Consider the following 26,348-nt stretch of genomic DNA (forward strand, 5'->3'; position numbering starts at 1 on the left):
CAGCGTTCGTCCTGAGCCAGGATCAAACTCTCCATAAAAGAAATTTGATTAGCTCAAATTGTTTTGCTGGCATCAATTTTGATGTCCAAAATTTTGTTTTGTTCACTAGCAAGGCTAGCTACTAAAAACTATATTGATTACGTTTTGCTTGTTCAGTTTTCAAGGTTCATGTTTTTTATTTCACTGTCACCTCTTGGCGACTTATACATAATAACATCGATTATTCATGAAAGTCAACACTAAATCATAAGTTTTTTTAAAGAGACTCATTTTTTATTTAAAATCTTAGAAACGAGGTTGTTATTATGATCCGCAAAACGTTGATTTCACTGCTGTTAATCGGAACACTCTTTGTTTTTCTAAAGCCTATAAATTCTACGATGATTTCTGTATTTAATATTGCTAATGCACCAGTTGTAGTTACGAAAGGACATTACGGCACATCTCTTATTGTTGAGATTTCATTCTCTGATGAGTCTCTAATGGATTGGCTTAAAACGGTGAAAGAACCTTACCCGCTTCTTCTTTTAGATACGGATTGGATTAAGCGTTCACCAGAACATATAAAAATCATTCAAGAACGAAGATTGCCTACAGGACTACTTGGCCCAGAAGACTCCATAGAAAAACCTGTTAACATTGATCTTGTACAAAAGGATATTGATATCTATGAAAAATATTTGAAAGAAAAGCCACTTTGGTTTGCTACTCGGAATCACCAGTATTCACAAGACTTACAAAAATCTTTGTTTCAACAGCAAATGAATATGCTATCTCCTTCCCTTATTTGGCAGGGTGAGAAATCGCCTAAACTTCAAAAGGGCGACTTTGTTTTTACTCCATTACGCCAGGATAGTTCATTTACTTTTAAAGAACTTAATGCTTTGATACAGCAGAATAAGTTTATGTCAATTGAAGAGAATATATTTGGCTATAAAGTGCAAACTAAAAAATCACCATAAAAAAATTGCCTTCATAGAGGCAATTTTTTTTAAGCATTTTTTGCTTGTTCACGGCGTGCTTGGCGGCGTGCTTCTAATTTTTGACGGTCTTCATCAGATTTCGCATTATACTTCGGCAATACTAATAATTGATATGCATTAACCGCCAATAACGGGAATAATAACAAAGCGACATATTCATTAATATTTTCATCACGGCCCATTAACGCAATTGTCCATTCCAATGTTGTAATGACAATCATAAAGAACAATGCAGAAATGAATACATGTTTCTTCCCTGTTAACTTCACTTTTTGAACAGCCGTGGCAATTGCTCCAAAGATGAGGACAATTAATAATCCAACATAGAACAACCAGCTTTGTCCATCCTTTATACCAGGTACAAAGCGGAAGAAAATAATATCAAAAATAGTAATTACAATTAATAAAAGCTGTACCCAATTCCACAATGTAAGTGTTCTAAAGATATTTACACCTACTTGATGGAGTGTTAAATAGGCGAAAAAGCCAGCCTGAGCAATAACACTCATTGTAAATCCTAAAAAGACCATCCATAAAAGTCCAGCGAAAAATTCACCCCAATGACCATTTGCTATGTATGGTTGGAAGAAATCCCAGCGAATAAATAAACTAAAAACTCCGTTGACTACACCACCAACGAGCATTGCAAAGAAGAAAAACTTTGCCCAATTTCGTATCGTCACAACTAAAAGTCCCCCAATTTCTCAATATATCTGTCCTTATTTTATCAATGCATTGTTAAAAAAGCTATTTCTCATCTTAACCAATACATAAAGTCATCAGAAATGTGAACAATAATTGAAAGAGTCTATCTATAGAAAGGACTGATTGTCGATGCGAAAATTTACCTTATTACTGATTCTAATGCTTTTTCTTTCTGCCTGTTCACAAGATAAAACCTCTACTATGTCCTATGATGAAATAAAAAAAATCATGATCGACTCTTTGCAAACAGAGGATGGTAAAAAGGCGTTACGACAGCTTTTAGAAGAGCCTAGTTTCCGTGAGCTGTTGATCTTAGAGCATGATGAAGTGAAAAAAGCTACTGAGGAAACATTACTTTCCAAAGAAGCAGAAGACTTTTGGAAGAAAACCTTTGAAGATCCAAAGTTTAAGGAAACTGTTGCAAAAAGCATGCAAAAACAGCAACAGGATATTATGAAGGACTTAATAAAAGATCCAACATTCCAAAAGGATATGGAAGCCTTTTTTGGACAGCCTGATATGCAGAAGCAGTTAGAGACTATCCTTAAATCGTCTAATATGCGAAAGCAGATGGAGGAAGTAGTAAAGGAAACAATCGAGAGCCCTCTAATGCAATCAAAATGGCAGGAACTTATTAAAAAGAGTGGCGAAACAAGTTCATCTGGAAGTGGCGATAAGAAAGAAGCAAGTGGCGAAAGTGGTAGCGGAACGGATAAGGAGAAAAAAGGCACTGAATAACCATGGCATTAATAAAAACGGATTTCCTCCAAATTGGTGGAAATCCGTTTTTCATTAGTTATTTAATTTTTGAATGATTTTTGTTGCGATATCTAAATATATTTGTCCTGTTGTATGTTTTTCGGCATATACAGACGGTGCAAAATCCTCATCAGTCCAATCTGGTTGCCCAAGAGGAATTTGTCCAAGTAGCTCCGTACGTAGCTCTTCTGTTAGTTTAGGACCTCCACCTTGCCCAAAGACAAACTCTTTTTCACCTGATTTAGATTCAAACCAAGCCATGTTTTCGATTACACCTATAATTTCATGGTCGGTTTGTAGAGCCATGGCACCTGCACGAGCTGCAACAAATGCTGCTGTCGGGTGCGGTGTAGTGACAACTATTTCCTTTGATGATGGTAGCATTTGATGAATATCTAACGCCACATCACCTGTGCCAGGTGGTAAATCTAATAGTAGGTAGTCAAGCTCGCCCCACTCCACATCACGGAAGAATTGATCTAATACTTTACCTAACATCGGGCCACGCCATACGATAGGCGCATTGTTTTCCACAAAGAAGCCCATTGAAATCACTTTTACACCAAAACGGTCTACTGGGAAAATGCGATTGTCCACTACTTTAGGCATATCCGTTACACCCATCATATCAGGCACACTAAATCCATAAATATCTGCATCGATTAAGCCTACTTTTTTTCCTAAACGGGCTAAGGCAACTGCTAAGTTAACAGAAACTGTAGATTTACCTACTCCACCTTTACCGGAAGCAATTGAAATAACTTGAACTGTGCTAAGTGGTGATAATATATCTTGTGCTTCTGATTCTGTTGCTGTACCACGGAAGCTTTGAAGTTTTTCTGCTGATAGCTCTTCAAAGCGAATACCAACTGTGCTAGCACCCGCTTCTTTTAACATCTCAACAATCTTCATTTGTAGTTGTAATTGTTCAGGTGTATTCAATTTAGCAATCGCAATTTTTACACTGACATGATTTTTTTCTTCTTTTATTGCTACGTTTGTAATACCATCTGTTTCTGCAAGCGATTTATGTAAAAATGGATCTTGTAGTTGTCCTAGTATTTCTCGTACTTGTTGTTCAGTAATCACGACGAACACTCCCCTTATATTGTCTCAATGTTAGTATATCATAATGATTTAATTTACGTTGTGATGTTGCTCTATTCAACTTTAGCTAATAGGTACTCTTCTATACCTTCAACAATAGCATCTGCCATTTTTTCTTGGTAGTTCTTATCTATTAATAACGCACGTTCTTCATCATTACTTATAAATCCAGTCTCTACTAATGCCGCAGGGACTTCTGCTTTTTTCAACAAATAAATTTGCTTAATAGACAATGCTTCTCGGTCTGTATTTTTTAAATTAGTACGAATGGCTTCTTGAATACTTTTTGCAAGTATCTCTCCATCAGCATGTCCTTCCTTATGATAAAACACCTGTGCGCCACGCCATTTTGTTTCCGGTATAGCATTTGCATGAATGGTAATAAACACATCAGGTTTTTCTTTCTCTATAATATCCTTTCTTAAAAAGATATCTTGTTTTTTGCGCTCTCTTAACGTTCCATACTTTTCTGATGGCGCGTGCTCATCAATAACATCCCCATTTTTTGTTCTCGTCATAATGACTGTTGCGCCTTTTTTCTTTAATTTCTTCTCCACATGCTGAGAAATTGCAAGTGTAATATCCTTTTCAATGACTTCGCCCTTTGAAGCTCCTCCATCCTCACCACCATGCCCTGCATCAATGACAATTTTTATGCCACCAAGTGGGTCTGGTAAAAAGAAGTTACGGTCCGAAGCATTTGTTTCATATGCCACGACCACTATACTCATAAGCATAATTACTCCTAGTGCCAGCCAGCGCTTCACCCATATCCACCACCCTTTTAAATTAGTGTACGAAGTTAGTGGATAAACTATGCCAGAAAGAAAAAAAAACTCTCAAGTATTAAACTTGAGAGTTTTTAATTTCTTCTATATTAAGGGAGGAAGAACAATTTTATTGAAGTGTGAATGCTGGTTTAAATTCACCTTTGTATGGTTCATGCTCAACAAACACAGTTATCTCATTTCCATCTTTATCTTTACCAGTTCGTTTATACGTAAACTTCTTATCATTAATTTCAGTAATTTCAAGAGCCACACCATATTTATTATTACCAATTGAAACGTGCGCTCGGATTTTATTGTCATGAATTACATCAAAGTAGCCATAATCTCCACGACTTTCACCTGTTTCAGGGTTAAAGAATTCATATTTATTTGTGTCTGCATCATATTTTGCTATACTAATGAAATTTGAATTAAACTCTGTTACATCATTATCGTTTTCATCTAAAACAACTGTGCCATGCCATAATGTATCTGCTAAAATTTTATCCCCATCTACATCTGTTACAATATCACCTGTAGTCGTATTTAGAGTTTTATCTGGATCTGTAAATGTAAGTTCTTGTTCTTGATAAGGGATATGCTCCACAAACACTTCTACATCGTTACCAGCAGCATCTTTCCCCATTCGTTTATAAGTGAAGATATCTTTGTTTAGTTCAGTGATTTCCACTAAGGCTTGATAGTTCTTGGACTCAGAAATTAAAATTCTTTGTTTCCCATCATTTGTGATAAAGAATGTTCCTTTATCGTCACGACTTTTACCTGTAGCAGCGTCAAAGAATTCATAATGACCTGTCTTAGCATCATATTTAGCCAAGCCAATAAAGTTAGAGTTTTCCTTTGTTAAATCGTTGTTATCTTTATCATATACTTTTGTACCCTGCCAGTTTGTACCACTAAGAATATTAACCATTTCTTGACCTTTTGTTAGTTGCTCCTGTGCTTGGTCTTTCGCTGTATTTTCTGTAGCAGCGCTTTCTGTTTTTACTTCCTCACTATTTGTAACGTTGCCTTTCGCAGGCTCCTTATCTTGACATGCTGCAAGTAGTGCCATTGCTGCAACAGATACAATCAATAATTTTTTCATATCTACTTACCTCCATTTTTTGCTTTATATTTTTCAGTTACGCCAAACCCAGCTCTTGAAGGGCTCGTTGTAGCTTTCAAAATCTATATTAAATTGAATTGTTAAACTCCCTCTAAATAATTTCTTAAAAAAGCATAAACTTATCCGAAAATATTTTTAATAATTATAAATCTGTGCAGAAATAACAATTATTATGCCAAAAAGTCTATTTAAAATTTTATAAAAATACTAAAAGGCGCGTTCTACTATATGAAAAAGCTTAGTTAAGCATATTTTTTTAATATTATTCGTGCAAGATCCTACATGTTACCATATTTTTATAACACGGAAAAAGAAGGTGGAAGAAATGAACGATCCATTGATTACTGCCGCAGCGAATGGAGAAACTGATAAAGTGCTAACACTTCTTCAAGATGGCATCAATATCAATGCCACCGATCAATTTGGCAGAACAGCTGTATTAGCGGCAACTTATAATAATCAGGTGGAGACAGTAAAGGCACTTATACAGCATGGGGCAGACATAAATATTCGAGATAATAACCTAGAAAATGTGCTCCTCCATGCAGGGGCATCTGGCTATCTAGAAATAGTGAAGCTAGCCATCGCAGCTGGTGCTGATACGAAATTGACAAACCGCTTTGGAGGAGTTGCAATTATCCCTGCATCAGAACGTGGCTATGTAGAAGTAGTTCGCGAACTTCTTAATCATTCAGATATTAATGTCAATCACATTAATAATTTGCATTGGACAGCTTTAATAGAAGCAATAATTTTAGGTAATGGCGATGAGAAACACCAAGAAATTGTTCAACTATTAGTGGATTATGGGGCTAATTTGAATATTGCTGACAGAGATGGCGTCACGCCCTTACAGCATGCAAAAAAATTAAGTTTTCATAAAATAGAGCTGATATTAAACGAGGCAGCGTCCGAAAGCTCTAGCAATCGTTAAGAAGGAGGGTTTTGATGATCCAACAAACAGACTTAAAGCATTTAGAAAGATGTATTGAGCTTGCCAAAAATGCGTTGAATGCTGGTGATGAGCCCTTTGGTTCAATACTTGTAGCTGCTAACGGTAAGGTCCTAGCAGAAGATCAAAATCATGTGTCTGGTGGTGACCATACACAGCATCCAGAATTTGCATTAGCACGCTGGGCAGCTGAAAATAGGACTGCTGAGGAGAGAAGTACTGCAACCGTTTATACTACTGGCGAACATTGCCCTATGTGTGCAGCAGCCCATGGTTGGGTTGGCTTAGGAAGAATCGTTTATGCTAGCTCATCCAAACAACTAGCACAATGGTTAAAAGATATGGGCGTCACTTCTACTTCACGCGTTCGTAATTTATCCATTCAAGAAGTTATAAAAGATACACCTGTTGAAGGTCCTGTTCCTGAACTAGCTGAACAGGTACATCTGCTTCATCGCCAATTTCATCGAAAATAGTGTCAAGCAATCTTTGGGCCACCTCCAAAGATTGCTTTTTATATTGGTTACTGAATTCATACAAAAAGACCCTTTCCACAAAAGTAGAAAGAGTCTTTGATAGAAAATGTTGAAATTAACGTTTTGAGAACTGAGGTGCACGACGAGCGCCGCGTAGACCTGGTTTTTTACGTTCTTTCATGCGTGAATCACGAGTAAGTAATCCAGCTGATTTTAATGCAGCACGGAAATCTGGGTCTACTTGAAGTAGAGCACGAGCGATACCGTGACGAACAGCACCAGCTTGACCAGTGTATCCACCACCGTTAACGTTTACGTGGATATCATAGCTTCCTGTAGTTTCAGTAGCTACTAATGGTTGTTTAATTACTTCGCGTAATGCAGCGAATGGTACGTATTCTTCGATTTCACGTTTATTGATAACAATTTTACCTGTACCTGGTACTAAACGTACGCGAGCTACAGAGCTTTTACGGCGACCAGTGCCGATGTATTGAACTTGTGCCAAAGTAATATCCTCCTCTTAATTTATATTATCCGCGAAGCTCGTATGCTTCTGGTTTTTGTGCAGCATGTGGATGCTCTGTTCCAGTATAAACATTAAGTTTAGTGAACATTTTGCGACCTAAAGAGTTTTTAGGAAGCATTCCTTTAACTGCTAATTCAATCATTCTTGTTGGGTACTTATCTAACATTTCACCAGCAGTACGAGTTTTTAAACCACCCGCAAATTGAGTATGGTGACGGTAAAGTTTACCCTCTAATTTGTTACCAGTTAAATGGATTTTGTCAGCGTTGATGATGATTACGTGATCACCTGTGTCAACGTTTGGTGTGAATGTTGGTTTATGTTTACCACGTAAGATTGCAGCTACTTCAGAAGCTAAACGTCCAAGAGTTTGGCCTTCTGCATCAACTACTAACCATTTACGGTCTACTTCGTGACCTTTAGCCATGAATGTTGTACGCATGTATATATCCTCCTAATCGATTCGATTACCGTTATTTTTCATTAGACTACACTATAAGTTTCGGGGCTTATTTGTGGTGGTAATGAAAATACCATCTGTTATCATATAATGAATGACTTTTAAAGTCAAGTAATTTCATTAAACACCTGGTGAAGTTGTTTCGAAGTATAAAGTGACACTAATAGAACACTTTTTCTAAGTATAAACCTTGTGGTGGCGCGGTTTTCCCAGCCTTATCCCGATCTTCTGAAGCGACAACAAGTGCTACATTTTCAATCGTCCGTCGATCTATACCAACTTCCCAAAGTGTACCTGCAATAATTCGCACCATATTATACAAAAAGCCTGTGCCTTCAATTACCATATGGAGCTCTTCCCCATGCCATTCAAATTGCAGAGAAGTTACTGTTCGTACTTTATCCTTCACACTTGTATTTGCTGCACAAAAGCAAGAAAAGTCATGTGTCCCAACGATAGCCTGGGCAGCCTTCTGCATGGCATTCACATCAGGTTTAACCCCATTTGTCTCAACTGTAAAATGTCTGCGAAATGGATTTTGGACAGGCTCACAAGACCAAATATAGCGGTATCGCTTCCCAGTTACACTAAAACGGGCATGAAAGTCATGTGCCACTTCATCTACAGACAATACGCGAATATCTCTGGGAAGCTGCACATTCAAAGCTTTGAGATACTTATCAACAGGGATAGCTAGTGGTGTATCAAAATGCAAGGTTTGTCCTGTTGCATGAACCCTAGCATCTGTACGCCCACTTGCGGTTACCTTTACCTTTTCCTCTTTATGCATAATGGCTAATACACGTTCAAGCTCTGCCTGCACGGTGCGTTCCCCAGGCTGTATTTGATAGCCTGAGAAATGCGTGCCGTCATAGCTAATAATTACTTTTAATCGTCGCATAAAGCTTACTCCTTTAACTTCTATAGAAGAATAGCAATACACCTATTGCTACTAATAGTACAAGCGCAAATGTATCACCCAGATCCCATTTTAGCCTGCGGTACCTAGTACGTCCTTCACCACCTCGATAGCCTCTTACTTCCATCGCTGTGGCTAAATCCTCGGCCCGTTTAAATGCGCTCACAAAAAGAGGTACTAGCAATGGCACTACGGCTTTTATACGATCTTTTATCGGTCCTGAAGATAAATCAGACCCTCGTGCCATTTGTGCTTTCATAATCTTATCTGTTTCATCCATTAAGGTAGGAATAAAGCGCAAAGAAATAGACATCATTAAAGCTAATTCATGTACAGGTACTTTTAATGCCTTAAGGGGATTCAAAAGTACCTCAATACCGTCTGTAATGGAAATTGGTGATGTTGTTAAAGTTAAAATGGATGTTATAAATACTAATACTAGAAAACGTATAGAAATATAAACCCCACGTCTAATTCCTTCATCGTATATTGTTATATACTTCGAGTCAAAAATGGGAACGCCTTCCTTCGTCATGAAAATATGAAGCAGGAAGGTAAAGGCCATCAAAAAGAGAACAGGTTTGAGGCCATTTATCAAAAAATACAAGCGAATTCGTGATATTAATATAACGAGTAGTGTGAATGCCAAAAGCATGGCATACGTCACTGTATTATTGGCCAAAAATACAATAATAATAAAGGCAAATACAAAGATTAACTTAGAGCGTGGATCCAGTTTATGGACAGGAGAATTACCTGGTAAGAAGCGTCCAAAAATCATTTTTTCCATCATGATTCTGCACGCCCCTCTCTTAGCACTCGAGCCATTTCAGCTGCAAGCTCTTCTTCAGTTAAGCAAACCTTCGATAAGGATTGCCCTATCATTTGCTCAACCTTTTGTTGAAAGCGGACAATGCGTGGCGGTTCTAAGCGAAAGCTCTTTAATGTATCAACATCTTTAAATATATCTCTCGGTGTCCCACTTAAGACATTTTTACCTTCATGCATAATCACAATAGTATCTGCGTATCGAGCAGCATCTTCCATACTATGCGTCACTAGAATCGTTGTGAGGTGACGTTCCTGATGGAGCTGATAAAACATATCCATAATTTCCTTTTGTCCTCGTGGATCCAAACCAGCCGTAGGTTCATCCAGCACAATCACTTCAGGGTCCATCGCTAAAACACCTGCTATCGCTACTCGACGCATTTGACCACCCGATAAATCAAACGGAGACTTTTCTAATACGTCCTCTGGTAGTCCCACTAAGCTAACAAGCTCTCTTGCACGATCTTCGGCTTCCTTTTCCGAAACACCAAAATTCATAGGACCAAACATAATATCCTTTAACACCGTTTCTTCAAATAACTGATGCTCAGGGAATTGAAAGACGATACCAACCTTTTGTCGAACCGCTTTTAAATTCTTTGCTTTTTTTCTGGCTACTACCACACGTTCTCCGATATGTACTTCTCCTGAGGTAGGTTTTAGAAGCGCATTAAAGTGCTGAAGAATTGTTGATTTACCAGAACCAGTATGACCAATGATCGCTTGATACGTATGTGATGGGATGTCAAAATCTACATCGAATAATGCTCGTTTTTCAAAAGGAGTCCCCTGTGCATAGGCATAGCTTACTTGTTGAAGTTTGATGTCCATAGATCATTCACCAACTCTTCTTCTGTCATATGTTGTCCCATTAATGGAACACCTTCCTTTTGCAATAACTTTGATAACTTAAGAGCAAATGGTAAGTCTAGCCCAAATTCAACCAGCTTGTCCCCCAGGGCAAAAATTTCAGCAGGTGTACCTTCTGCAAACTTCTTACCATCATTCATAAAAAGAACACGATCTGCTAGCATAGCCTCTTCTAAATCATGTGTTATTGATAATACAGTAAGTCCTGTTTCAGCACGTAACGTTTGAACAGTTTGTAATACTTCTGCACGCCCCTGAGGATCTAGCATAGAAGTAGCCTCATCTAATATAAGCAGTTTTGGCTTTAACGCAAGTGCTCCTGCAATAGCAACACGCTGCTTCTGTCCTCCGGATAAATGATGTGGCTCATGGTCTAAAAAGTGGCTCATTTTTACTTGTTCCAGTGCCGCATGTACACGTTGCACCATTTCTTCAAAAGGCACACCGTTGTTTTCCAAGGCAAATGCAACATCATCCTGAACAGTTGCACCTACGAATTGATTGTCAGGGTTTTGAAAAACCATTCCCATGAGCGAACGAGATTCCCAAAGGTTTTTCTCACTTAATGGCTCGCGTAGTATACGTACATCCCCCTTTTGAGGAAATAGCAAACCATTCATCAACTTTGCAATGGTCGACTTACCAGAACCGTTATGTCCTACTACGGCTATCCATTCGCCTTCTTCGACGGCAAAGCTGACATTTTCGACAGCATTACGACTATCTTGTTCTTCTGGTGTATATGAAAAAGTCACATTATTTAAAGATAAAATTTCAGGCATTTCTAGAACTCCTCTCTCTATGCTCAGCTCTACTAACTAACTTACACTTTTTTATGTATGAATTCTACTACAATCCTTATGTCGATAAAAGTAAAATACTAAAATAATTAAACGATCTTATTTTGCTATTCACGGTCATGATGTGATGGTCTGATTCCATAAAACAATAAACCCATATATTAAAAAAAGCACCACAAATTGGCGCCATCCTAAATAATAAAAAAGCGCGCACCTCATTCAATAGAAATGCGCTTGTCGTTACATTTACAAGAAATAAGGGTGCTCAAGCCCTTATCCCTCCTGAATGAGGTGCGGAGAGCTAAACGAGACGCCACACCTAAGTGTCCGCTCATCATAACGCTCAGCTTAATTATTTGTCGTATAAATCATTTATAAAGAAAGAGGGTGGTGATTCCCACCCTCTTCACCACAAGTCTTCTCTTATTGATTAAACTAGTTCAATCACAACTACAGGTGCACCGTCACCACGACGAGGACCTACTTTAAGAATACGAGTGTAACCACCTTGACGTTCTGCATAACGTGGTGCAACATCATCAAATAACTTTTGAAGTGCAAATGATGTTGTTTCGTTACCTTCTGCATCAGTCGTTGTTACTAGTTCACGACGGATGAATGCAGCAGCTTGACGGCGTGCGTGTAAATCTCCGCGCTTACCTAAAGTAATCATTTTTTCAACAGCTTTACGTACTTCTTTAGCGCGAGCCTCAGTAGTTTCGATACGCTCGTTGATGATTAAATCAGTAGCTAAGTCACGTAACATCGCTTTACGTTGAGAACTTGTACGACCAAGTTTTCTGTAACCCATGGATGTTTCCCTCCTTTATAGAAAAAATCTGACCTTGTTAGTTTTGTTTAAATCGCTTAGTCTTCTTTGCGTAATCCTAAACCAAGCTCTTCTAACTTCGCTTTTACTTCTTCTAGTGACTTACGTCCAAGGTTACGAACTTTCATCATGTCGTCTTCTGATTTATTCGCAAGTTCTAGTACTGTATTAATACCAGCGCGTTTTAAACAGTTATAAGAACGAACAGAAAGATCAAGTTCTTCGATAGTCATCTCTAAAACCTTTTCTTTTTGATCTTCTTCTTTTTCGACCATGATTTCAGCCGTTTGTGCCTCGTCTGTCATGCCAACGAAGATGTTAAGATGCTCGGTTAAAATTTTTGCTCCGAGCGAAATCGCCTCTTTCGGACCGATGCTGCCATCTGTCCACACATCAAGAGAAAGTTTATCGTAGTCAGAAGACTGACCTACACGAGTATTTTCCACTTGGAAATTGACGCGTGATACTGGAGTGTAAATAGAGTCGATCGGGATCACGCCGATAGGAAGATCCTCACGTTTGTTTTGATCAGCAGGAGTGTAACCACGGCCGCGTTGTGCATACATACGCATACGTAAATGACCGTTTTTAGCGATTGTTGCAATATATAGATCAGGGTTTAAAATTTCTACATCACTGTCATGTGTAATGTCAGCAGCCGTAACTGTACCATCGCCTTTTACATCAATCTCAATAACTTTTTCTTCGTCAGAGTAGATTTTAAGAGCTAGTTTTTTCACGTTCAAAATGATTGAAGCTACATCTTCTACTACGCCTTCTACAGTTGAGAATTCGTGAAGAACACCATCAATTTGAATTGAAGTGACAGCAGCTCCTGGTAATGAAGACAGAAGGATACGACGTAAAGAATTACCCAAAGTGTTTCCATATCCGCGTTCAAGCGGTTCTACAACAAACTTTCCATACTTGGAATCTTCGCTGATCTCCACCGTTTCAATCTTTGGTTTTTCAATTTCGATCATTTTATTTACCCTCCTTCAAAACATCGAATGTATAGGTTCTTTCCATCATAGATTCGATCGTCAATGACGTATCGTTTATTATCTGCACAAGACAGTCTGTACAAAAAATGATGTTCTCATACAATATGAGACGCACCCATTACACGCGACGACGTTTTGGCGGACGGCAACCATTATGAGGAACTGGAGTAACGTCTTTAATAGCAGTTACTTCTAAACCAGCAGCTTGAAGTGCACGGATTGCAGCTTCACGACCAGCACCAGGACCTTTAACAGTTACTTCCAACGTTTTCAGACCATGTTCAAGGGATGTTTTAGCAGCAGTTTCTGCAGCCATTTGAGCAGCGAATGGTGTAGATTTACGTGAACCACGGAAACCAAGAGCACCAGCACTTGACCAAGATACAGCATTACCTTGCATATCTGTAATCGTTACAATTGTATTGTTAAATGTAGAACGAATGTGTGCAATACCAGATTCGATATTCTTTTTCACACGACGTTTACGAGTTTGTTGTTTACGAGCCATGTTAAGAAGGAACCTCCTTTACCAATTATTTTTTCTTGTTCGCTACAGTTTTACGAGGACCTTTACGCGTACGCGCATTGTTCTTCGTATTTTGGCCACGAACAGGTAAGCCACGACGGTGACGGATACCACGGAATGAACCGATTTCCATCAGACGTTTAATATTTAATGAAGTTTCGCGACGTAAGTCACCTTCAAGTTTGTAAGAATCTAATTGTTCACGGATTTTGTTTAACTCATCTTCAGTTAAGTCGCGTACGCGTGTATCTTCTGAAATACCTGCATCAGCTAGTACTTTCTGAGCTGTAGTTTTACCAATACCGAAAATGTACGTTAATGAAATTACCACGCGTTTGTCGCGAGGAATATCAACACCAGCAATACGTGCCATGTACGTTGTGCACCTCCTTTAGAATTAACCTTGTTTTTGTTTATGTTTAGGATTTTCACAGATTACCATTACTTTACCGCGTCGGCGAATTACTTTACATTTTTCGCAGATCGGTTTCACAGATGGTCTCACTTTCATCTAACCTAACCTCCTTAGTAGTCCGGAGCGCAAAAGATTATTTAAAACGGTATGTGATACGACCGCGAGTTAAATCATAAGGAGATAACTCAATAGTAACCTTATCTCCAGGTAGAATACGGATAAAGTGCATACGAATCTTACCAGATACGTGCGCTAGAATCACATGTCCATTTTCTAATTCTACCTTAAACATCGCGTTTGGCAAAGTCTCAACAACTGTCCCTTCGACTTCAATTACATCATCTTTCGCCATCTACTCTGTCTCTCCTCTCTATATGCAAATTAAAGTTCTCATCGTTACATCAAACGGATATCTGCTGCAACTATAGAAGCAACCTCGTTTCAACATATGTTTGGATTGTATGAGAGATGTTTGAAAGACGCTCGTCTGGTTTCGCTTCACACAATCCACGGAATATCCAGAACCAATAAGGGGACTGAAACTCCCATGTTTACACGAATACCGGAATGTCTTGGATGAGATATTCATACCCGTTACACAGATGCTTCCACGAAACCCATTATACTCCTCCAAAAAGTATGTTGCACTTTTTTGAAGAAATATATACCGGGCACAATATGCTTTTGCAACTCTCAAAAAAATTATGTTTCGTTGTTGCTCCCGCATGCCTCCCGCGGAAGCAGTACTCTGCGCCCGGAGCCGGGTATCAGCTGCGGTTGCTCTGTAATAGAGCATCAAGATCAGCAAACACTTTGTTAATATCTTGCTGTCCATCTATATTAGTTAACACACCTTTAGCTTCATAAAAATCAAGCAAAGGTTGTGCTTGTTTCATATTAACTTCCAGACGGTTTGCAACCGTTTCAGGATTATCATCGGCACGTGTGTAAAGCTCGCCACCATCTTTATCACACTTTCCTTCCTCAGCTGGAGGATTGAAAATTAAATGATAGGATGCACCACAAGTTTTACAAATGCGTCGACCCGACAGACGAGCAATTAACTCATCTTTTTCAACTTGAATGTTTAGAGTATGCTCGATCGCTTTGCCAAGATCAGCAAGAATGCTATCTAAAGCTTCAGCTTGAGGAACAGTACGTGGGAAACCATCTAATAGGAAGCCCTTTTCACAATCAGATTTAGCCAGTCGCTCACGAACAATACCAATCGTTACTTCATCCGGTACAAGAGCACCTTGATCCATAAACGATTTAGCTTGTAAGCCTAGTTCAGTACCTTCTTTAATAGCAGCACGGAACATATCGCCTGTAGAAATATGAGGTATCGCGTACTTCTCAACAATTTTATCTGCCTGAGTACCTTTACCAGCACCTGGCAGACCCATTAAAACGATATTCATTAGGAAATATTCCTCCCACAAAAGGTTTGCTGATTTAAGGAAACGATAGAACGTTCCCTAAAAACCAACATTACTTCATAAAGCCTTTGTAGTGACGTTTAACAAGTTGAGATTCTAGCTGTTTCATCGTTTCGAGCGCTACGCCGACTACGATAATAATACTAGTACCACCGATCTGCACTGAGGCAGGAAGATTCATAAAGTTTATGAATATAACCGGCATTACAGAAATAACAGTTAAGAAAATCGCACCGACAAATGTCAGACGATATAACACGCTTGTTAAATACGTTTGCGTACTTTCTCCAGGACGAATACCTGGAATATAAGCACCTTGCTTTTTCAAGTTATCTGCCACATTTTCTGGATTCACTTGTACGAATGCATAGAAATATGTGAATGCGATGATTAATGCTACGTAAATAATCATCCCAACAGGTTTTGTATGATCAAATGTGTTATTAATGAATGTAGTAACACCATTTTCACCGAAGAACGGAACTAGCGTACGAGGTGTCATCAGAAACGCTGAAGCAAAGATTACCGGAATAACCCCTGCAGCATTTACTTTTAAAGGTAAATGCGTTTGTTGACCACCTGTTTGCTGATTACGTCCAGTAACTCGTTTTGCATATTGAATTGGAATTTTACGAAGTGCTTGTTGCACATATATAACTCCAACTACAACTGCGAGTAAAACCAATACAAGCAATGCAAGGATTATGATATTGATAAATAATTTATCACCAGCACCCTCGATTTGCTGTGCAAAGATTTGGTTAATTCCTGTAGGCAATGCTGCGACGATACCTGCGAAGATTACAACAGAGATACCATTACCAACACCATGTGCAGTAATTTGCTCTGCAAGCCATACAAGGAAAGCTGTACCTGCTGTCAATACAATGGAGATTATAACATAAGTTAGAACCCCTTCTTCTTTAATCAAAGATCCGCCATACATTCTATTAAAACCAAATGACATTGCGAATGATTGAATAAAAGCAAGAATAATAGTAAAGTAGCGAGTGAATTGTGCAAGTTTACGTCTTCCGACTTCACCTTGCTTTGCCCATTCAGCAAATTTCGGTACTACGTCCATTTGCAATAACTGAACAATGATTGAGGCTGTGATGTAAGGCATAATCCCCATCGCGAAGATAGAGAAGTTCTTTAAAGCACCACCGCCAAAAGTATTCAGGAAACCAACGAGGTTAAACTCATCAGTTGCCTTTAATACATTTGCGTCAACGTTTGGTACTGGAATGAATGTTCCAATACGGAAAACGACTAACATTAAAAGAGTGAAAATGATTTTATTTCTTATATCTCGAACACGCATAAAGTTAGAGATTGTCTGAAACATTAAATCACCTCAGTAGTTCCGCCGGCATTCTCGATTGCTTCTTTAGCTGAAGCTGAGAATTTATGAGCTTTAACAGTAAGCTTTTTATTAAGAGTTCCATGACCTAGAACTTTAATTCCAGCTTTTTCGTTGCTCACTAGACCAGTTTCAAGTAATAATGCAGCTGTTACCTCTGCACCGTCTTCGAAACGGTTTAAAGCATCAAGGTTAACGATCGCATATTCTTTACGGTTGATGTTCGTAAAGCCACGTTTTGGTAAACGACGGAATAATGGGTTTTGACCGCCCTCGAAGCCTGGGCGTACACCGCCACCAGAACGAGCGTTTTGACCTTTATGACCTTTACCTGCTGTTTTACCGTTACCAGAACCGATACCACGACCAACGCGGTTGCGTTGTTTACGAGAACCTTCTGCTGGTTTTAACTCATGCAGTTTCATAGTGGGTGGCACCTCCTTGTTCATTAATTAGAAATTAAATTTCTTTTACAGTAACTAAGTGAGCTACTTTATCAAGCATACCGCGAGTAGCTGCATTATCAGCTTTCTCTACAGTTTGGTGTAATTTACGTAAACCTAAAGCTTCAACTGTTTTGCGTTGTGCAGGTTTAGTACCAATCACAGATTTAGTAAGGGTGATTTCTAATTTGTTAGCCATATTATCTTTCCCCCCTTATCCTAATATTTCTTCCACTGATTTACCACGTAATTTTGCTACGTCCTCTACGCGTTTTAATTCAGTTAAACCTTGAACAGTTGCACGCACCATATTGATTGGTGTGTTAGATCCAAGAGATTTTGAAAGAATATCAGTAATACCAGCAAGTTCTAGTACTGCACGTACTGGACCACCAGCGATAACTCCTGTACCAGGAGCAGCAGGTTTAATTAGGATTTCTCCTGCACCGAAGCGACCAAGCACTAAGTGTGGAGTTGTTCCACCAACACGTGGCACTTCTACTAAGTTTTTCTTCGCATCTTCAACAGCTTTACGGATAGCATCTGGAACCTCTTGAGCTTTACCAGTACCGAAACCTACATGACCGTTTCTATCGCCAACAACAACTAGTGCTGTGAAGCGGAAGCGACGTCCACCTTTAACAACTTTCGCAACACGGTTAATAGTAACTACGCGTTCTTCAAGTTCTCCAAGTTTGTTTGCGTCAATTCGACTCATGAAATGTGTCCCTCCTTCTTATTAAAATTCTAAACCATTCTCACGTGCAGCTTCAGCTAAAGCTTTCACACGTCCATGATATAAGTAACCACCGCGGTCAAAAACTACAGCAGTAACATTTTTTTCCGCAGCGCGTTTCGCGATTGTTTCACCGATTTTTGATGCAGCTTCAACATTGCTACCAGCACCTTCAAAACCATTTTCTTGAGAAGATGCGCTAACAATTGTTACGCCTGCTACGTCATCGATAAGTTGAGCGTAGATGTTCTTGTTAGAACGGAATACGTTTAAGCGTGGACGCTCAGCAGTACCCGAAATTTTAGAACGAACTCGCGCATGACGTTTTTTACGAACTTGATTTTTATCCTGTTTCGTAATCACAAGGGTCACTCCTTTCTAATGCTTAGGCAGCATTATTTACCTGTTTTACCTTCTTTACGACGAACGTATTCGCCTTCGTAACGGATACCTTTGCCTTTATATGGCTCTGGTGGACGAACGTCACGGATGTTAGATGCTAGAGCACCAACGCGCTCTTTGCTGATACCTTTAACGATGATTTTAGTGTTTGAAGGAACTTCAATTTCAAGACCATCTTCAGGTGTGAACTCTACTGGATGAGAGTAACCTACGTTAAGTACAAGTTTTTTGCCTTGTAATTGCGCACGGTAACCAACACCGATAAGTTCTAAAGCTTTTTCGAAACCTGCAGAAACACCAGTAATCATGTTCGCTAGAAGCGCACGAGTAGTACCATGGTTTGTGCGGTGTTCTTTTGAATCAGAAGGACGTGATACAGAGATTACGTTGCCTTCTTGCTCAATTTTCATATCTTGGTGGAAAGAACGAACAAGTTCGCCTTTAGGACCTTTAACAGTAACAGTGTTTTCAGCTGCAACAGTAACAGTTACGTTAGCTGGTACCTCGATAATTTTTTTACCTACACGAGACATTTAGTTGCACCTCCATTCATTTATTGCTAATTACCAAACGTATGCTAGAACTTCGCCGCCAACTTGTTTAGCGCGAGCTTCTTTATCTGTTAATAAACCTTGTGAAGTTGACACTAAAGCGATACCAAGACCGTTCAGTACTTTAGGAACTTCATTTGTTTTTGCGTATACACGTAGACCAGGTTTAGAAATACGTTTTAAGCCAGTGATAACACGCTCGTTATCTTTACCGTATTTTAAGAAGATACGGATAATTCCTTGCTTGTTGTCTTCCACGTATTCTACGTCACGTACGAAACCTTCACGCTTTAAAATTTCAGCGATTTCTTTTTTCACGTTGGAAGCCGGTACTTCTAACTTCTCGTGACGAACCATGTTCGCATTACGAATGCGAGTAAGCATATCTGCAATCGGATCAGTCATTGTCATTACATTTACCTCCTTCCCAAATTAGGGGATTACCAGCTGGCTTTTTTCACGCCAGGAATTTGTCCCTTATATGCAAGTTCTCGGAAACAAATACGGCAAAGTTTGAATTTGCGATATACAGAGTGTGGACGGCCACAGCGTTCACAACGTGTATATTCTTGCACTTTAAACTTTTGCTTACGTTGTTGTTTAACGATCATAGATTTTTTAGCCACGTTTTCGCCCTCCTTGTTTGACTACTTTTGGAACGGCATACCGAACTGTGTCAATAACTCGCGAGCTTCTTCGTCAGAGTTCGCTGTCGTTACGATCACGATGTCCATACCGCGTACTTTTGAAACTTTATCGTAATCAATTTCTGGGAAAATTAATTGCTCTTTAACACCTAGAGTGTAGTTACCGCGACCATCGAATGCTTTTTTAGAAACACCACGGAAGTCACGTACACGAGGAAGTGAAATTGAGATTAATTTGTCCAAGAATTCATACATACGCTCACCGCGTAATGTAACTTTAGCACCGATAGGCATACCTTCACGTAGACGGAAACCTGCGATCGATTTCTTCGCTTTAGTTACAACTGGTTTTTGACCAGTGATAATTGTTAATTCTTCTACAGCTGCATCTAATGCTTTTGAGTTTTGAACAGCATCACCAACACCCATGTTGATAACGATTTTGTCAACTTTCGGCAATTGCATAACTGATTTATATCCAAATTTGCTCATAAGAGCAGGAGAAACTTCGTTTAAATATTTTTCTTTTAGGCGGCTCATGTGTGTACCTCCCTTCTTTTATTTACTAATTAGTCGATTACTGTACCTGATTTTTTTGCAACACGAACTTTTTTACCGTTTTCGATTTTATAACCTACACGAGTCGGCTCGCCAGATTTAGGATCGATTAGCATTACGTTCGAAACGTGAATTGCAGCCTCTTGGCTTACAATCCCACCTTGTGGATTCAATTGGTTAGGTTTAACGTGTTTTTTCACGATATTTACACCTTCAACAAGAACGCGATCTTGTTTAGGGAAAGCAGCTAGGATTACTCCTTCTTTGCCTTTGTCCTTACCAGTGATAACCTTAACCTTGTCACCTTTTTTTACATGCATGCTGTCGCACCTCCTTGATTGGCACTATCATGAAATTAAAGAACTTCTGGAGCTAGAGAAACGATTTTCATGAAGTTGCTGTCACGTAATTCACGTGCAACAGGTCCGAAAATACGAGTTCCGCGTGGTGATTTATCATCACGAATAATTACACAAGCATTTTCATCAAATTTGATGTACGTGCCGTCTTTACGACGTACGCCTGATTTAGTACGAACGATAACAGCTTTAACAACGTCACCCTTCTTGACAACGCCACCTGGTGTTGCTTTCTTAACTGTACAAACAACGATATCACCGATGTTAGCAGTTTTACGGCCAGAGCCACCAAGCACTTTAATTGTAAGAACTTCACGTGCACCTGAGTTGTCAGCAACTTTCATACGACTTTCTTGTTGGATCACTTAGGTTACCTCCCTTCGGAAATGGTTGTTCCGAAATAGTTATTAAATAATAACCGCTTTTTCTACAACTTCAACTAGACGGAAACGTTTAGTAGCTGATAGCGGGCGAGTCTCCATGATACGTACGATATCACCGATTTTCGCTTGGTTTTGCTCATCATGAGTTTTAAACTTTTTAGAGTATTTTACACGTTTACCGTAAAGCTTGTGCTTTTTGTGAGTTTCAACTAAAACAGTAACAGTTTTGTCCATTTTATCTGAAACAACGCGGCCCGTGTAAACTTTGCGTTGGTTACGCTCAGTCATACTTGAAAACCTCCTTTATCAGTTATTTGCACTGATTTCTCTTTCACGAATAACAGTTTTCATACGCGCGATTGCTTTACGCACTTCACGAATACGAGCTGTGTTTTCTAATTGACCAGTCGCCAATTGGAAGCGAAGGTTGAAAAGCTCTTCTTTCAGTGATTTCACTTTTAATTCAATTTCAGAAGTGGCAAGGTCACGGATTTCATTAGCTTTCATTAGATTCACCACCAGTTTCTTGACGTTTTACGATCTTACATTTAACAGGAAGCTTATGTGATGCTAAACGAAGTGCTTCACGTGCAACCTCTTCAGATACACCAGCAATTTCGAACATAATTTTTCCTGGTTTTACTACTGCTACCCAACCTTCAGGAGAACCTTTACCAGAACCCATGCGGACTTCTAGAGGTTTTTTAGTGTAAGGTTTGTGTGGGAAGATTTTAATCCAAACTTTACCGCCACGTTTCATGTAACGAGTCATCGCGATACGTGCAGATTCGATTTGACGGTTAGTAATCCAGCTAGCTGTTTGAGCTTGTAAGCCCCACTCGCCGAATGATACTTCTTTACCGCCTTTCGCTTCGCCACGCATGTTTCCGCGATGTTCACGACGGTATTTTACGCGTTTAGGCAATAACATATTATTTGCCTCCTTCCACAGATTTCTTCGTAGGAAGAACTTCACCACGGTAGATCCATACTTTAACGCCTAATTTACCGTAAGTAGTGTCAGCTTCTGCGTGTGCATAATCAATGTCAGCACGTAGAGTATGAAGTGGAACAGTTCCTTCACTATAGTGTTCAGCACGCGCGATATCAGCGCCACCTAAACGACCAGATACTTGTGTTTTAATTCCTTTTGCACCAGCACGGATTGTGCGTTGGATCGCTTGCTTTTGCGCACGACGGAATGATACACGGTTTTCTAATTGACGAGCAATATTTTCAGCCACTAGACGAGCGTCAAGATCTGCACGTTTAATTTCGATGATGTTGATGTGTACACGTTTACCAGTTAACTCGCTAAGGTATTTACGAAGGTTTTCAACTTCAGTACCACCTTTACCGATTACCATACCTGGTTTCGCAGTGTGAATTGTAATGTTTACACGGTTTGCAGCACGTTCGATTTCTACTTTAGAAACTGAAGCGTCTTTAAGAGCCGTTTCAATATATTTACGCACTTTGATGTCTTCGTGAAGTAGAGTTGCATAGTCTTTTTCAGCGTACCATTTTGACTCCCAGTCACGAATAATACCAACGCGTAGTCCTATTGGATGTACTTTTTGACCCACGGATTAACCCTCCTTCTTCTCAGATACCACAAGAGTGATGTGGCTTGTGCGTTTGTTAATTGCGCTTGCACGTCCTTGCGCACGTGGACGGAAACGTTTTAAAGTTGGACCTTCATCAACGAACACTTCAGAAACTACTAAAGAGTTGATGTCAAGATCGTAGTTGTGCTCAGCGTTAGCAACTGCAGATTTTAATACTTTCTCAACGACTGGAGACGCCGCTTTTGGAGTATGACGTAAAATTGCAACTGCTTCACCAACTTGCTTACCTCGGATTAAGTCTACAACTAGACGTACTTTGCGAGGAGCAATGCGTACTGTACGAGCGATAGCTTTAGCTTGTGTCATTAGGATTTACCTCCTCTCAAAATTAGCGTCTTGTTTTCTTGTCGTCTGCACCGTGACCTTTATAAGTACGTGTCGGAGCGAACTCACCAAGTTTATGGCCTACCATATCTTCTGTTACGTATACAGGAACATGTTTACGTCCATCATATACAGCAATCGTTAAACCGATAAAGTTCGGGAAGATTGTAGAACGGCGTGACCAAGTTTTGATAACTTGTTTTTTCTCAGAAGCCTCTTGTACTTCCACTTTTTTCATTAAGTGATCATCGACAAAAGGTCCTTTTTTTAAGCTGCGGCCCATGTAGGAACCTCCCTCCGTGATTCCACCACGGCTCTCACATAGAACCGTAGTTTAACCACTTTATTTTTTACGACCACGGATGATAAATTTATCCGATTTGTTTTTCTTGTTACGAGTTTTGTAACCAAGAGCTGGTTTACCCCAAGGAGTCATCGGTGATTTACGTCCGATTGGAGAACGTCCTTCACCACCACCGTGTGGGTGATCGTTAGGGTTCATTACAGAACCACGTACAGTTGGACGTTTACCTAACCAACGGCTACGACCTGCTTTACCGATGTGTACAAGTTCATGTTGTTCGTTACCAACTTGACCGATTGTAGCGCGGCAAGTAGCTAATACTAAACGTACTTCACCAGATTGAAGACGTACGATTACGTATTTTCCTTCACGGCCAAGTACTTGAGCAGAAGTACCAGCAGAACGTACTAACTGTCCACCTTTACCAGGTTTTAACTCGATGTTATGGATAGTAGTACCCATTGGAATGTTTGCTAATGGTAATGCGTTACCTACTTTAATATCTGCATCTGGACCAGAAACGATTGTTTGACCAACCTCTAGACCTTTTGGTGCTAAGATGTAAGCTTTTGCTCCATCAGCGTAATTGATTAATGCGATATTCGCAGAACGGTTTGGATCATATTCAATAGTAGCAACTTTTGCCGGAATGCTATCTTTAACACGTTTGAAATCGATAACACGGTATTGCTTCTTATGACCACCACCATGATGACGAACAGTGATTTTACCTTGGTTGTTACGACCAGCTTTGCGTTTAGTTGGTTCAAGCAATGATTTCTCAGGCTTGTTAGTTGTAATTTCCGCAAAGTCTAATGACGTCATGTTACGACGACCATTAGAGGTAGGTTTATACTTTTTAATCGCCATTGTGTTTTCCCTCCTTCTTGAGTGTTCAAATCATAAATCCGCTAGGGATTACATTTCGAATAATTCAATTTCTTTGCTATCAGCAGTTAATTTAACAATCGCTTTACGACGTTTGTTAGTATAACCACCGTAACGGCCAACACGCTTGAATTTACCTTTGTAGTTAAGAACGTTTACTTTCTCAACATTTACGCCAAAGATTTCTTCTACAGCGTCTTTTACTTGAGTTTTATTAGCGCGAGTGTCTACTTCGAAAGTATACTTTTTCTCTGCCATAAGTTCTGAAGAACGCTCAGTAATGACCGGACGTTTTAAAATATCACGTGCTTCCATTATCCAAGCACCTCCTCAACTTTTTCTACTGCAGATTTAGTGAATACAACTTTTTCGTGACCTAATAGATCAAGAACATTGATTCCATTTGCAGTTAAAACTGTTACACCAGGGATGTTACGTGCAGATAATGCTACGTTTTCATCTAGGTCTGCAGTTACGAATAAAGATTTTTTCTCTAAAGAAAGATCTTTAAGGATTTTTGTAAATTCTTTTGTTTTTGGTGCTGCTAGAGTTAGAGCATCAAGAACTAAGAAATTTTGTTCTACAACTTTAGCTGATAAAGCAGATTTAAGAGCTAAACGGCGAACTTTTTTAGGTAATTTATAAGAATAGCTACGTGGAGTAGGACCGAATACGATACCACCGCCGCGCCATTGTGGAGAACGGATAGAACCTTGACGAGCACGACCAGTTCCTTTTTGACGCCATGGTTTACGACCACCACCAGCAACTTCAGAACGGTTTTTAACCTTGTGATTACCTTGACGAAGAGAAGCGCGTTGAGCTACTACTGCGTCGAATAATACTGCTTCATTTGGCTCGATTCCGAAGATCGCATCGTTTAATTCGATTTCACCAACTGAAGCACCTGTTTGACTAAGTACAGATACTTTTGTCATTCCTGTTTCCTCCTTTCCTTAAGTGATTACTTAGCTTTAATTGCAGTTTTTACTGTAACTAGAGCTTTTTTAGAACCAGGAACATTACCTTTAACAAGTAGTAAGTTACGTTCAGCATCAACTTTAACAACTTCTAAGTTTTGGATTGTAACTACAGTGCCACCCATTTGACCAGGTAATTTCTTTTGTTTGAATACGCGGTTCGGAGCAACTGGACCCATTGAACCAGGACGACGGTGGTAACGAGAACCGTGGGCCATTGGACCACGAGATTGTCCGTGGCGTTTAATTACACCTTGGAAACCTTTACCTTTAGTAACACCTGTTACATCAATTACATCGCCTTCTGCGAAAATTTCTACTTTGACTTCTTGACCAACTTCGTATTCTTCAACGTTCACGTTGCGGAATTCACGAATGAAGCGCTTAGGAGCAGTGTTCGCTTTTGCCACGTGACCTTGTTCTGGTTTGTTAGAAAGCTTAACGCGCTTGTCTTCGAAACCAACTTGAACTGCTTCGTAGCCATCTGTTTCAACAGTTTTCTTTTGAAGTACTACGTTTGGAGTAGCTTCAATAACTGTTACCGGGATTAAATCGCCGTTTTCAGCGAAAACTTGTGTCATACCAATTTTTCTACCTAAGATTCCTTTAGCCATTTGTCACACCTCCTGTAAGTTTTAAAAGTTATATTGTTTTTACCATTAAAGTTTGATTTCGATATCAACGCCAGATGGTAAATCAAGTTTCATTAACGCATCAACAGTTTGTGGTGTTGGGTTAACGATATCGATCAGACGTTTATGCGTACGCATTTCGAATTGTTCACGAGAATCTTTATACTTGTGAACAGCACGAAGAATTGTGTACACAGACTTCTCAGTTGGAAGTGGAATCGGACCTGATACACTTGCACCTGAACGTTTTGCAGTTTCCACAATTTTCTCAGCAGATTGATCTAAAATACGGTGATCATACGCTTTTAAACGAATACGAATCTTTTGTTTTGCCATTATTTTCCCTCCTTCTCGCCTATTTTCTAGACATTCTCCACGAAAATTTTCCCACACACCGCCATGGCAAAGCGGCCGGGTGTGTCGGCAACCTCTCGCTTCATCGCAGTCAAAGACCAACATTCAACATTATATACAATAAAAAAAGAATAAGCAAGTCTTTTCGCTAAATTCTTTTAAATGTTGTAGATATTCTTAGTACTACTATTTGTTCGCTTTATTAAGCCGTTTATTAGTATATAAAATTTCAATACATATTGCAACACCTAAGGTTGTCACACCAACATTTTCGAACATTTCAAATAACTTTT

The 26,348-nt window shown here is 39.4% G+C and carries 42 protein-coding genes and 2 pseudogenes; 4 read left to right on the plus strand and 40 right to left on the minus strand.

The genetic code is table 11. From position 1 onward, the window contains the following. Positions 1 to 305: 305 nt before the first annotated feature. Entirely contained in the window at positions 306 to 962 is a 657-nt protein-coding gene (locus AO843_RS05220) for a hypothetical protein (protein ID WP_054610111.1), read from the plus strand. A 29-nt stretch (positions 963 to 991) separates the two neighbouring features. Here AO843_RS05220 and AO843_RS05225 read toward each other — a convergent pair whose 3' ends face one another. Further along, complete coding sequence (locus tag AO843_RS05225) at positions 992 to 1,666, minus strand: KinB-signaling pathway activation protein (protein ID WP_054610112.1); 675 nt, start codon at positions 1,664 to 1,666, stop codon at positions 992 to 994. Between the two features lie 151 nt (positions 1,667 to 1,817). Here AO843_RS05225 and gerD point away from each other — a divergent pair, with 151 nt between their 5' ends. After that, on the plus strand, positions 1,818 to 2,426 hold the full coding sequence (gerD, locus tag AO843_RS05230) for a spore germination lipoprotein GerD (protein WP_054610113.1): 609 nt from the start codon (positions 1,818 to 1,820) through the stop codon (positions 2,424 to 2,426). A 54-nt stretch (positions 2,427 to 2,480) separates the two neighbouring features. Here gerD and AO843_RS05235 read toward each other — a convergent pair whose 3' ends face one another. The 3 genes and pseudogenes from AO843_RS05235 to AO843_RS05245 all read right to left on the minus strand — a co-directional run. Further along, positions 2,481 to 3,536: a P-loop NTPase gene (locus tag AO843_RS05235; RefSeq protein ID WP_054610114.1), complete on the minus strand. Its 1,056-nt coding sequence runs from the start codon at positions 3,534 to 3,536 to the stop codon at positions 2,481 to 2,483. Between the two features lie 71 nt (positions 3,537 to 3,607). Next, on the minus strand, positions 3,608 to 4,321 hold the full coding sequence (locus AO843_RS05240) for an N-acetylmuramoyl-L-alanine amidase (RefSeq protein ID WP_054610115.1): 714 nt from the start codon (positions 4,319 to 4,321) through the stop codon (positions 3,608 to 3,610). A gap of 130 nt (positions 4,322 to 4,451) precedes the next feature. After that, a pseudogene (locus AO843_RS05245) lies at positions 4,452 to 5,309 on the minus strand (DUF4822 domain-containing protein); the annotation flags it as partial. Between the two features lie 469 nt (positions 5,310 to 5,778). Between AO843_RS05245 and AO843_RS05250 the strand changes: the two are divergent. Together AO843_RS05250 and AO843_RS05255 are read left to right on the plus strand one after the other, a co-directional pair. Beyond that, on the plus strand, positions 5,779 to 6,387 hold the full coding sequence (locus AO843_RS05250; RefSeq protein ID WP_054610116.1) for an ankyrin repeat domain-containing protein: 609 nt from the start codon (positions 5,779 to 5,781) through the stop codon (positions 6,385 to 6,387). Positions 6,388 to 6,401: 14 nt separating this feature from the next. Beyond that, positions 6,402 to 6,881, plus strand: a complete 480-nt coding sequence (locus AO843_RS05255; RefSeq protein WP_054610117.1) for a nucleoside deaminase — start codon at positions 6,402 to 6,404, stop codon at positions 6,879 to 6,881. Positions 6,882 to 6,996: 115 nt separating this feature from the next. Here the strand turns inward: AO843_RS05255 and rpsI are convergent, their stop codons facing one another. From rpsI to rpsJ, 36 genes and pseudogenes are all read right to left on the minus strand, one after another. Then, the gene (gene rpsI / locus AO843_RS05260; RefSeq protein ID WP_004233744.1) at positions 6,997 to 7,389 is read right to left on the minus strand and encodes a 30S ribosomal protein S9; all 393 of its coding nucleotides are present in this window, start codon (positions 7,387 to 7,389) and stop codon (positions 6,997 to 6,999) included. A 25-nt stretch (positions 7,390 to 7,414) separates the two neighbouring features. Next, on the minus strand, positions 7,415 to 7,852 hold the full coding sequence (rplM, locus tag AO843_RS05265; protein WP_004233742.1) for a 50S ribosomal protein L13: 438 nt from the start codon (positions 7,850 to 7,852) through the stop codon (positions 7,415 to 7,417). Between the two features lie 178 nt (positions 7,853 to 8,030). Next, positions 8,031 to 8,771 (minus strand): tRNA pseudouridine(38-40) synthase TruA, encoded by a 741-nt coding sequence (truA, locus tag AO843_RS05270; protein WP_054610118.1) that lies wholly within the window; start codon positions 8,769 to 8,771, stop codon positions 8,031 to 8,033. Positions 8,772 to 8,784: 13 nt separating this feature from the next. Then, a complete protein-coding gene (locus tag AO843_RS05275; RefSeq protein ID WP_054610119.1) occupies positions 8,785 to 9,582 on the minus strand; it encodes an energy-coupling factor transporter transmembrane component T family protein in 798 nt (265 codons plus the stop codon). After that, on the minus strand, positions 9,579 to 10,451 hold the full coding sequence (locus AO843_RS05280; protein WP_054610120.1) for an energy-coupling factor ABC transporter ATP-binding protein: 873 nt from the start codon (positions 10,449 to 10,451) through the stop codon (positions 9,579 to 9,581). The genes AO843_RS05275 and AO843_RS05280 overlap by 4 nt, the downstream gene beginning before the upstream one ends. After that, a complete protein-coding gene (locus AO843_RS05285; protein ID WP_054610121.1) occupies positions 10,427 to 11,272 on the minus strand; it encodes an energy-coupling factor ABC transporter ATP-binding protein in 846 nt (281 codons plus the stop codon). The genes AO843_RS05280 and AO843_RS05285 overlap by 25 nt, the downstream gene beginning before the upstream one ends. A gap of 448 nt (positions 11,273 to 11,720) precedes the next feature. Next, complete coding sequence (rplQ, locus tag AO843_RS05290) at positions 11,721 to 12,101, minus strand: 50S ribosomal protein L17 (protein WP_012296051.1); 381 nt, start codon at positions 12,099 to 12,101, stop codon at positions 11,721 to 11,723. A 56-nt stretch (positions 12,102 to 12,157) separates the two neighbouring features. Continuing rightward, positions 12,158 to 13,102, minus strand: a complete 945-nt coding sequence (locus AO843_RS05295) for a DNA-directed RNA polymerase subunit alpha (protein WP_004233733.1) — start codon at positions 13,100 to 13,102, stop codon at positions 12,158 to 12,160. Between the two features lie 139 nt (positions 13,103 to 13,241). Continuing rightward, a complete protein-coding gene (gene rpsK, locus AO843_RS05300; RefSeq protein ID WP_004233731.1) occupies positions 13,242 to 13,631 on the minus strand; it encodes a 30S ribosomal protein S11 in 390 nt (129 codons plus the stop codon). Positions 13,632 to 13,656: 25 nt separating this feature from the next. Further along, positions 13,657 to 14,022: a 30S ribosomal protein S13 gene (gene rpsM, locus AO843_RS05305; protein WP_004233729.1), complete on the minus strand. Its 366-nt coding sequence runs from the start codon at positions 14,020 to 14,022 to the stop codon at positions 13,657 to 13,659. A 24-nt stretch (positions 14,023 to 14,046) separates the two neighbouring features. Continuing rightward, positions 14,047 to 14,160 (minus strand): 50S ribosomal protein L36, encoded by a 114-nt coding sequence (gene rpmJ, locus AO843_RS05310; protein WP_000868344.1) that lies wholly within the window; start codon positions 14,158 to 14,160, stop codon positions 14,047 to 14,049. Positions 14,161 to 14,197: 37 nt separating this feature from the next. After that, on the minus strand, positions 14,198 to 14,416 hold the full coding sequence (infA, locus tag AO843_RS05315) for a translation initiation factor IF-1 (RefSeq protein ID WP_004233690.1): 219 nt from the start codon (positions 14,414 to 14,416) through the stop codon (positions 14,198 to 14,200). 88 nt (positions 14,417 to 14,504) lie between these two features. Continuing rightward, a pseudogene (locus tag AO843_RS24490) lies at positions 14,505 to 14,582 on the minus strand (type I methionyl aminopeptidase); the annotation flags it as partial. Between the two features lie 249 nt (positions 14,583 to 14,831). Next, the gene (locus tag AO843_RS05320) at positions 14,832 to 15,485 is read right to left on the minus strand and encodes an adenylate kinase (protein ID WP_054610122.1); all 654 of its coding nucleotides are present in this window, start codon (positions 15,483 to 15,485) and stop codon (positions 14,832 to 14,834) included. 70 nt (positions 15,486 to 15,555) lie between these two features. Continuing rightward, positions 15,556 to 16,851, minus strand: coding sequence for a preprotein translocase subunit SecY (gene secY / locus AO843_RS05325; protein ID WP_054610123.1), 1,296 nt, complete (start codon positions 16,849 to 16,851; stop codon positions 15,556 to 15,558). After that, positions 16,851 to 17,291, minus strand: a complete 441-nt coding sequence (rplO, locus tag AO843_RS05330; protein WP_054610124.1) for a 50S ribosomal protein L15 — start codon at positions 17,289 to 17,291, stop codon at positions 16,851 to 16,853. Before rplO ends, secY begins: the two co-directional genes overlap by 1 nt. A gap of 34 nt (positions 17,292 to 17,325) precedes the next feature. Next, complete coding sequence (rpmD, locus tag AO843_RS05335) at positions 17,326 to 17,508, minus strand: 50S ribosomal protein L30 (protein WP_004233668.1); 183 nt, start codon at positions 17,506 to 17,508, stop codon at positions 17,326 to 17,328. A 15-nt stretch (positions 17,509 to 17,523) separates the two neighbouring features. Next, positions 17,524 to 18,027, minus strand: a complete 504-nt coding sequence (gene rpsE, locus AO843_RS05340) for a 30S ribosomal protein S5 (protein WP_008181711.1) — start codon at positions 18,025 to 18,027, stop codon at positions 17,524 to 17,526. Between the two features lie 21 nt (positions 18,028 to 18,048). Beyond that, positions 18,049 to 18,408 (minus strand): 50S ribosomal protein L18, encoded by a 360-nt coding sequence (gene rplR, locus AO843_RS05345; protein WP_082389396.1) that lies wholly within the window; start codon positions 18,406 to 18,408, stop codon positions 18,049 to 18,051. A gap of 32 nt (positions 18,409 to 18,440) precedes the next feature. Continuing rightward, the gene (gene rplF / locus AO843_RS05350; RefSeq protein WP_054610126.1) at positions 18,441 to 18,980 is read right to left on the minus strand and encodes a 50S ribosomal protein L6; all 540 of its coding nucleotides are present in this window, start codon (positions 18,978 to 18,980) and stop codon (positions 18,441 to 18,443) included. Positions 18,981 to 19,010: 30 nt separating this feature from the next. Next, positions 19,011 to 19,409, minus strand: coding sequence for a 30S ribosomal protein S8 (gene rpsH / locus AO843_RS05355; RefSeq protein ID WP_008181717.1), 399 nt, complete (start codon positions 19,407 to 19,409; stop codon positions 19,011 to 19,013). Between the two features lie 29 nt (positions 19,410 to 19,438). Continuing rightward, a complete protein-coding gene (locus AO843_RS05360) occupies positions 19,439 to 19,624 on the minus strand; it encodes a type Z 30S ribosomal protein S14 (RefSeq protein WP_004233656.1) in 186 nt (61 codons plus the stop codon). Between the two features lie 21 nt (positions 19,625 to 19,645). Beyond that, entirely contained in the window at positions 19,646 to 20,185 is a 540-nt protein-coding gene (rplE, locus tag AO843_RS05365) for a 50S ribosomal protein L5 (RefSeq protein ID WP_008181719.1), read from the minus strand. A gap of 29 nt (positions 20,186 to 20,214) precedes the next feature. Beyond that, positions 20,215 to 20,523 carry a 50S ribosomal protein L24 gene (rplX, locus tag AO843_RS05370; RefSeq protein WP_054610127.1) on the minus strand — a complete coding sequence of 103 codons (309 nt, stop codon included), beginning with the start codon at positions 20,521 to 20,523 and terminating at the stop codon, positions 20,215 to 20,217. A gap of 35 nt (positions 20,524 to 20,558) precedes the next feature. Then, positions 20,559 to 20,927 (minus strand): 50S ribosomal protein L14, encoded by a 369-nt coding sequence (gene rplN / locus AO843_RS05375; RefSeq protein WP_004233650.1) that lies wholly within the window; start codon positions 20,925 to 20,927, stop codon positions 20,559 to 20,561. Positions 20,928 to 20,969: 42 nt separating this feature from the next. Then, entirely contained in the window at positions 20,970 to 21,233 is a 264-nt protein-coding gene (gene rpsQ / locus AO843_RS05380) for a 30S ribosomal protein S17 (protein ID WP_054610128.1), read from the minus strand. Between the two features lie 18 nt (positions 21,234 to 21,251). Further along, positions 21,252 to 21,452: a 50S ribosomal protein L29 gene (gene rpmC, locus AO843_RS05385; protein ID WP_004233646.1), complete on the minus strand. Its 201-nt coding sequence runs from the start codon at positions 21,450 to 21,452 to the stop codon at positions 21,252 to 21,254. Continuing rightward, positions 21,442 to 21,876 carry a 50S ribosomal protein L16 gene (gene rplP, locus AO843_RS05390; RefSeq protein WP_012296060.1) on the minus strand — a complete coding sequence of 145 codons (435 nt, stop codon included), beginning with the start codon at positions 21,874 to 21,876 and terminating at the stop codon, positions 21,442 to 21,444. Before rplP ends, rpmC begins: the two co-directional genes overlap by 11 nt. 1 nt (position 21,877) lies before the next feature. After that, positions 21,878 to 22,531, minus strand: a complete 654-nt coding sequence (gene rpsC, locus AO843_RS05395) for a 30S ribosomal protein S3 (RefSeq protein ID WP_025116438.1) — start codon at positions 22,529 to 22,531, stop codon at positions 21,878 to 21,880. A 3-nt stretch (positions 22,532 to 22,534) separates the two neighbouring features. Further along, entirely contained in the window at positions 22,535 to 22,879 is a 345-nt protein-coding gene (gene rplV, locus AO843_RS05400) for a 50S ribosomal protein L22 (protein WP_004233639.1), read from the minus strand. Positions 22,880 to 22,901: 22 nt separating this feature from the next. Next, positions 22,902 to 23,180 carry a 30S ribosomal protein S19 gene (gene rpsS, locus AO843_RS05405; RefSeq protein ID WP_008181911.1) on the minus strand — a complete coding sequence of 93 codons (279 nt, stop codon included), beginning with the start codon at positions 23,178 to 23,180 and terminating at the stop codon, positions 22,902 to 22,904. Between the two features lie 60 nt (positions 23,181 to 23,240). Beyond that, positions 23,241 to 24,071: a 50S ribosomal protein L2 gene (gene rplB / locus AO843_RS05410; RefSeq protein WP_036121597.1), complete on the minus strand. Its 831-nt coding sequence runs from the start codon at positions 24,069 to 24,071 to the stop codon at positions 23,241 to 23,243. Between the two features lie 48 nt (positions 24,072 to 24,119). Further along, the gene (gene rplW / locus AO843_RS05415; RefSeq protein ID WP_008181914.1) at positions 24,120 to 24,404 is read right to left on the minus strand and encodes a 50S ribosomal protein L23; all 285 of its coding nucleotides are present in this window, start codon (positions 24,402 to 24,404) and stop codon (positions 24,120 to 24,122) included. Then, positions 24,404 to 25,027, minus strand: coding sequence for a 50S ribosomal protein L4 (gene rplD, locus AO843_RS05420; protein WP_012296062.1), 624 nt, complete (start codon positions 25,025 to 25,027; stop codon positions 24,404 to 24,406). Before rplD ends, rplW begins: the two co-directional genes overlap by 1 nt. Positions 25,028 to 25,053: 26 nt before the next feature. Beyond that, the gene (gene rplC / locus AO843_RS05425; RefSeq protein ID WP_054610129.1) at positions 25,054 to 25,683 is read right to left on the minus strand and encodes a 50S ribosomal protein L3; all 630 of its coding nucleotides are present in this window, start codon (positions 25,681 to 25,683) and stop codon (positions 25,054 to 25,056) included. Between the two features lie 45 nt (positions 25,684 to 25,728). Further along, a complete protein-coding gene (gene rpsJ, locus AO843_RS05430; protein ID WP_004233624.1) occupies positions 25,729 to 26,037 on the minus strand; it encodes a 30S ribosomal protein S10 in 309 nt (102 codons plus the stop codon). Between the last annotated feature and the right edge of the window lie 311 nt (positions 26,038 to 26,348).

The organism is Lysinibacillus sp. ZYM-1 (assembly GCF_001308875.1).
Classification (GTDB): domain Bacteria; phylum Bacillota; class Bacilli; order Bacillales_A; family Planococcaceae; genus Lysinibacillus.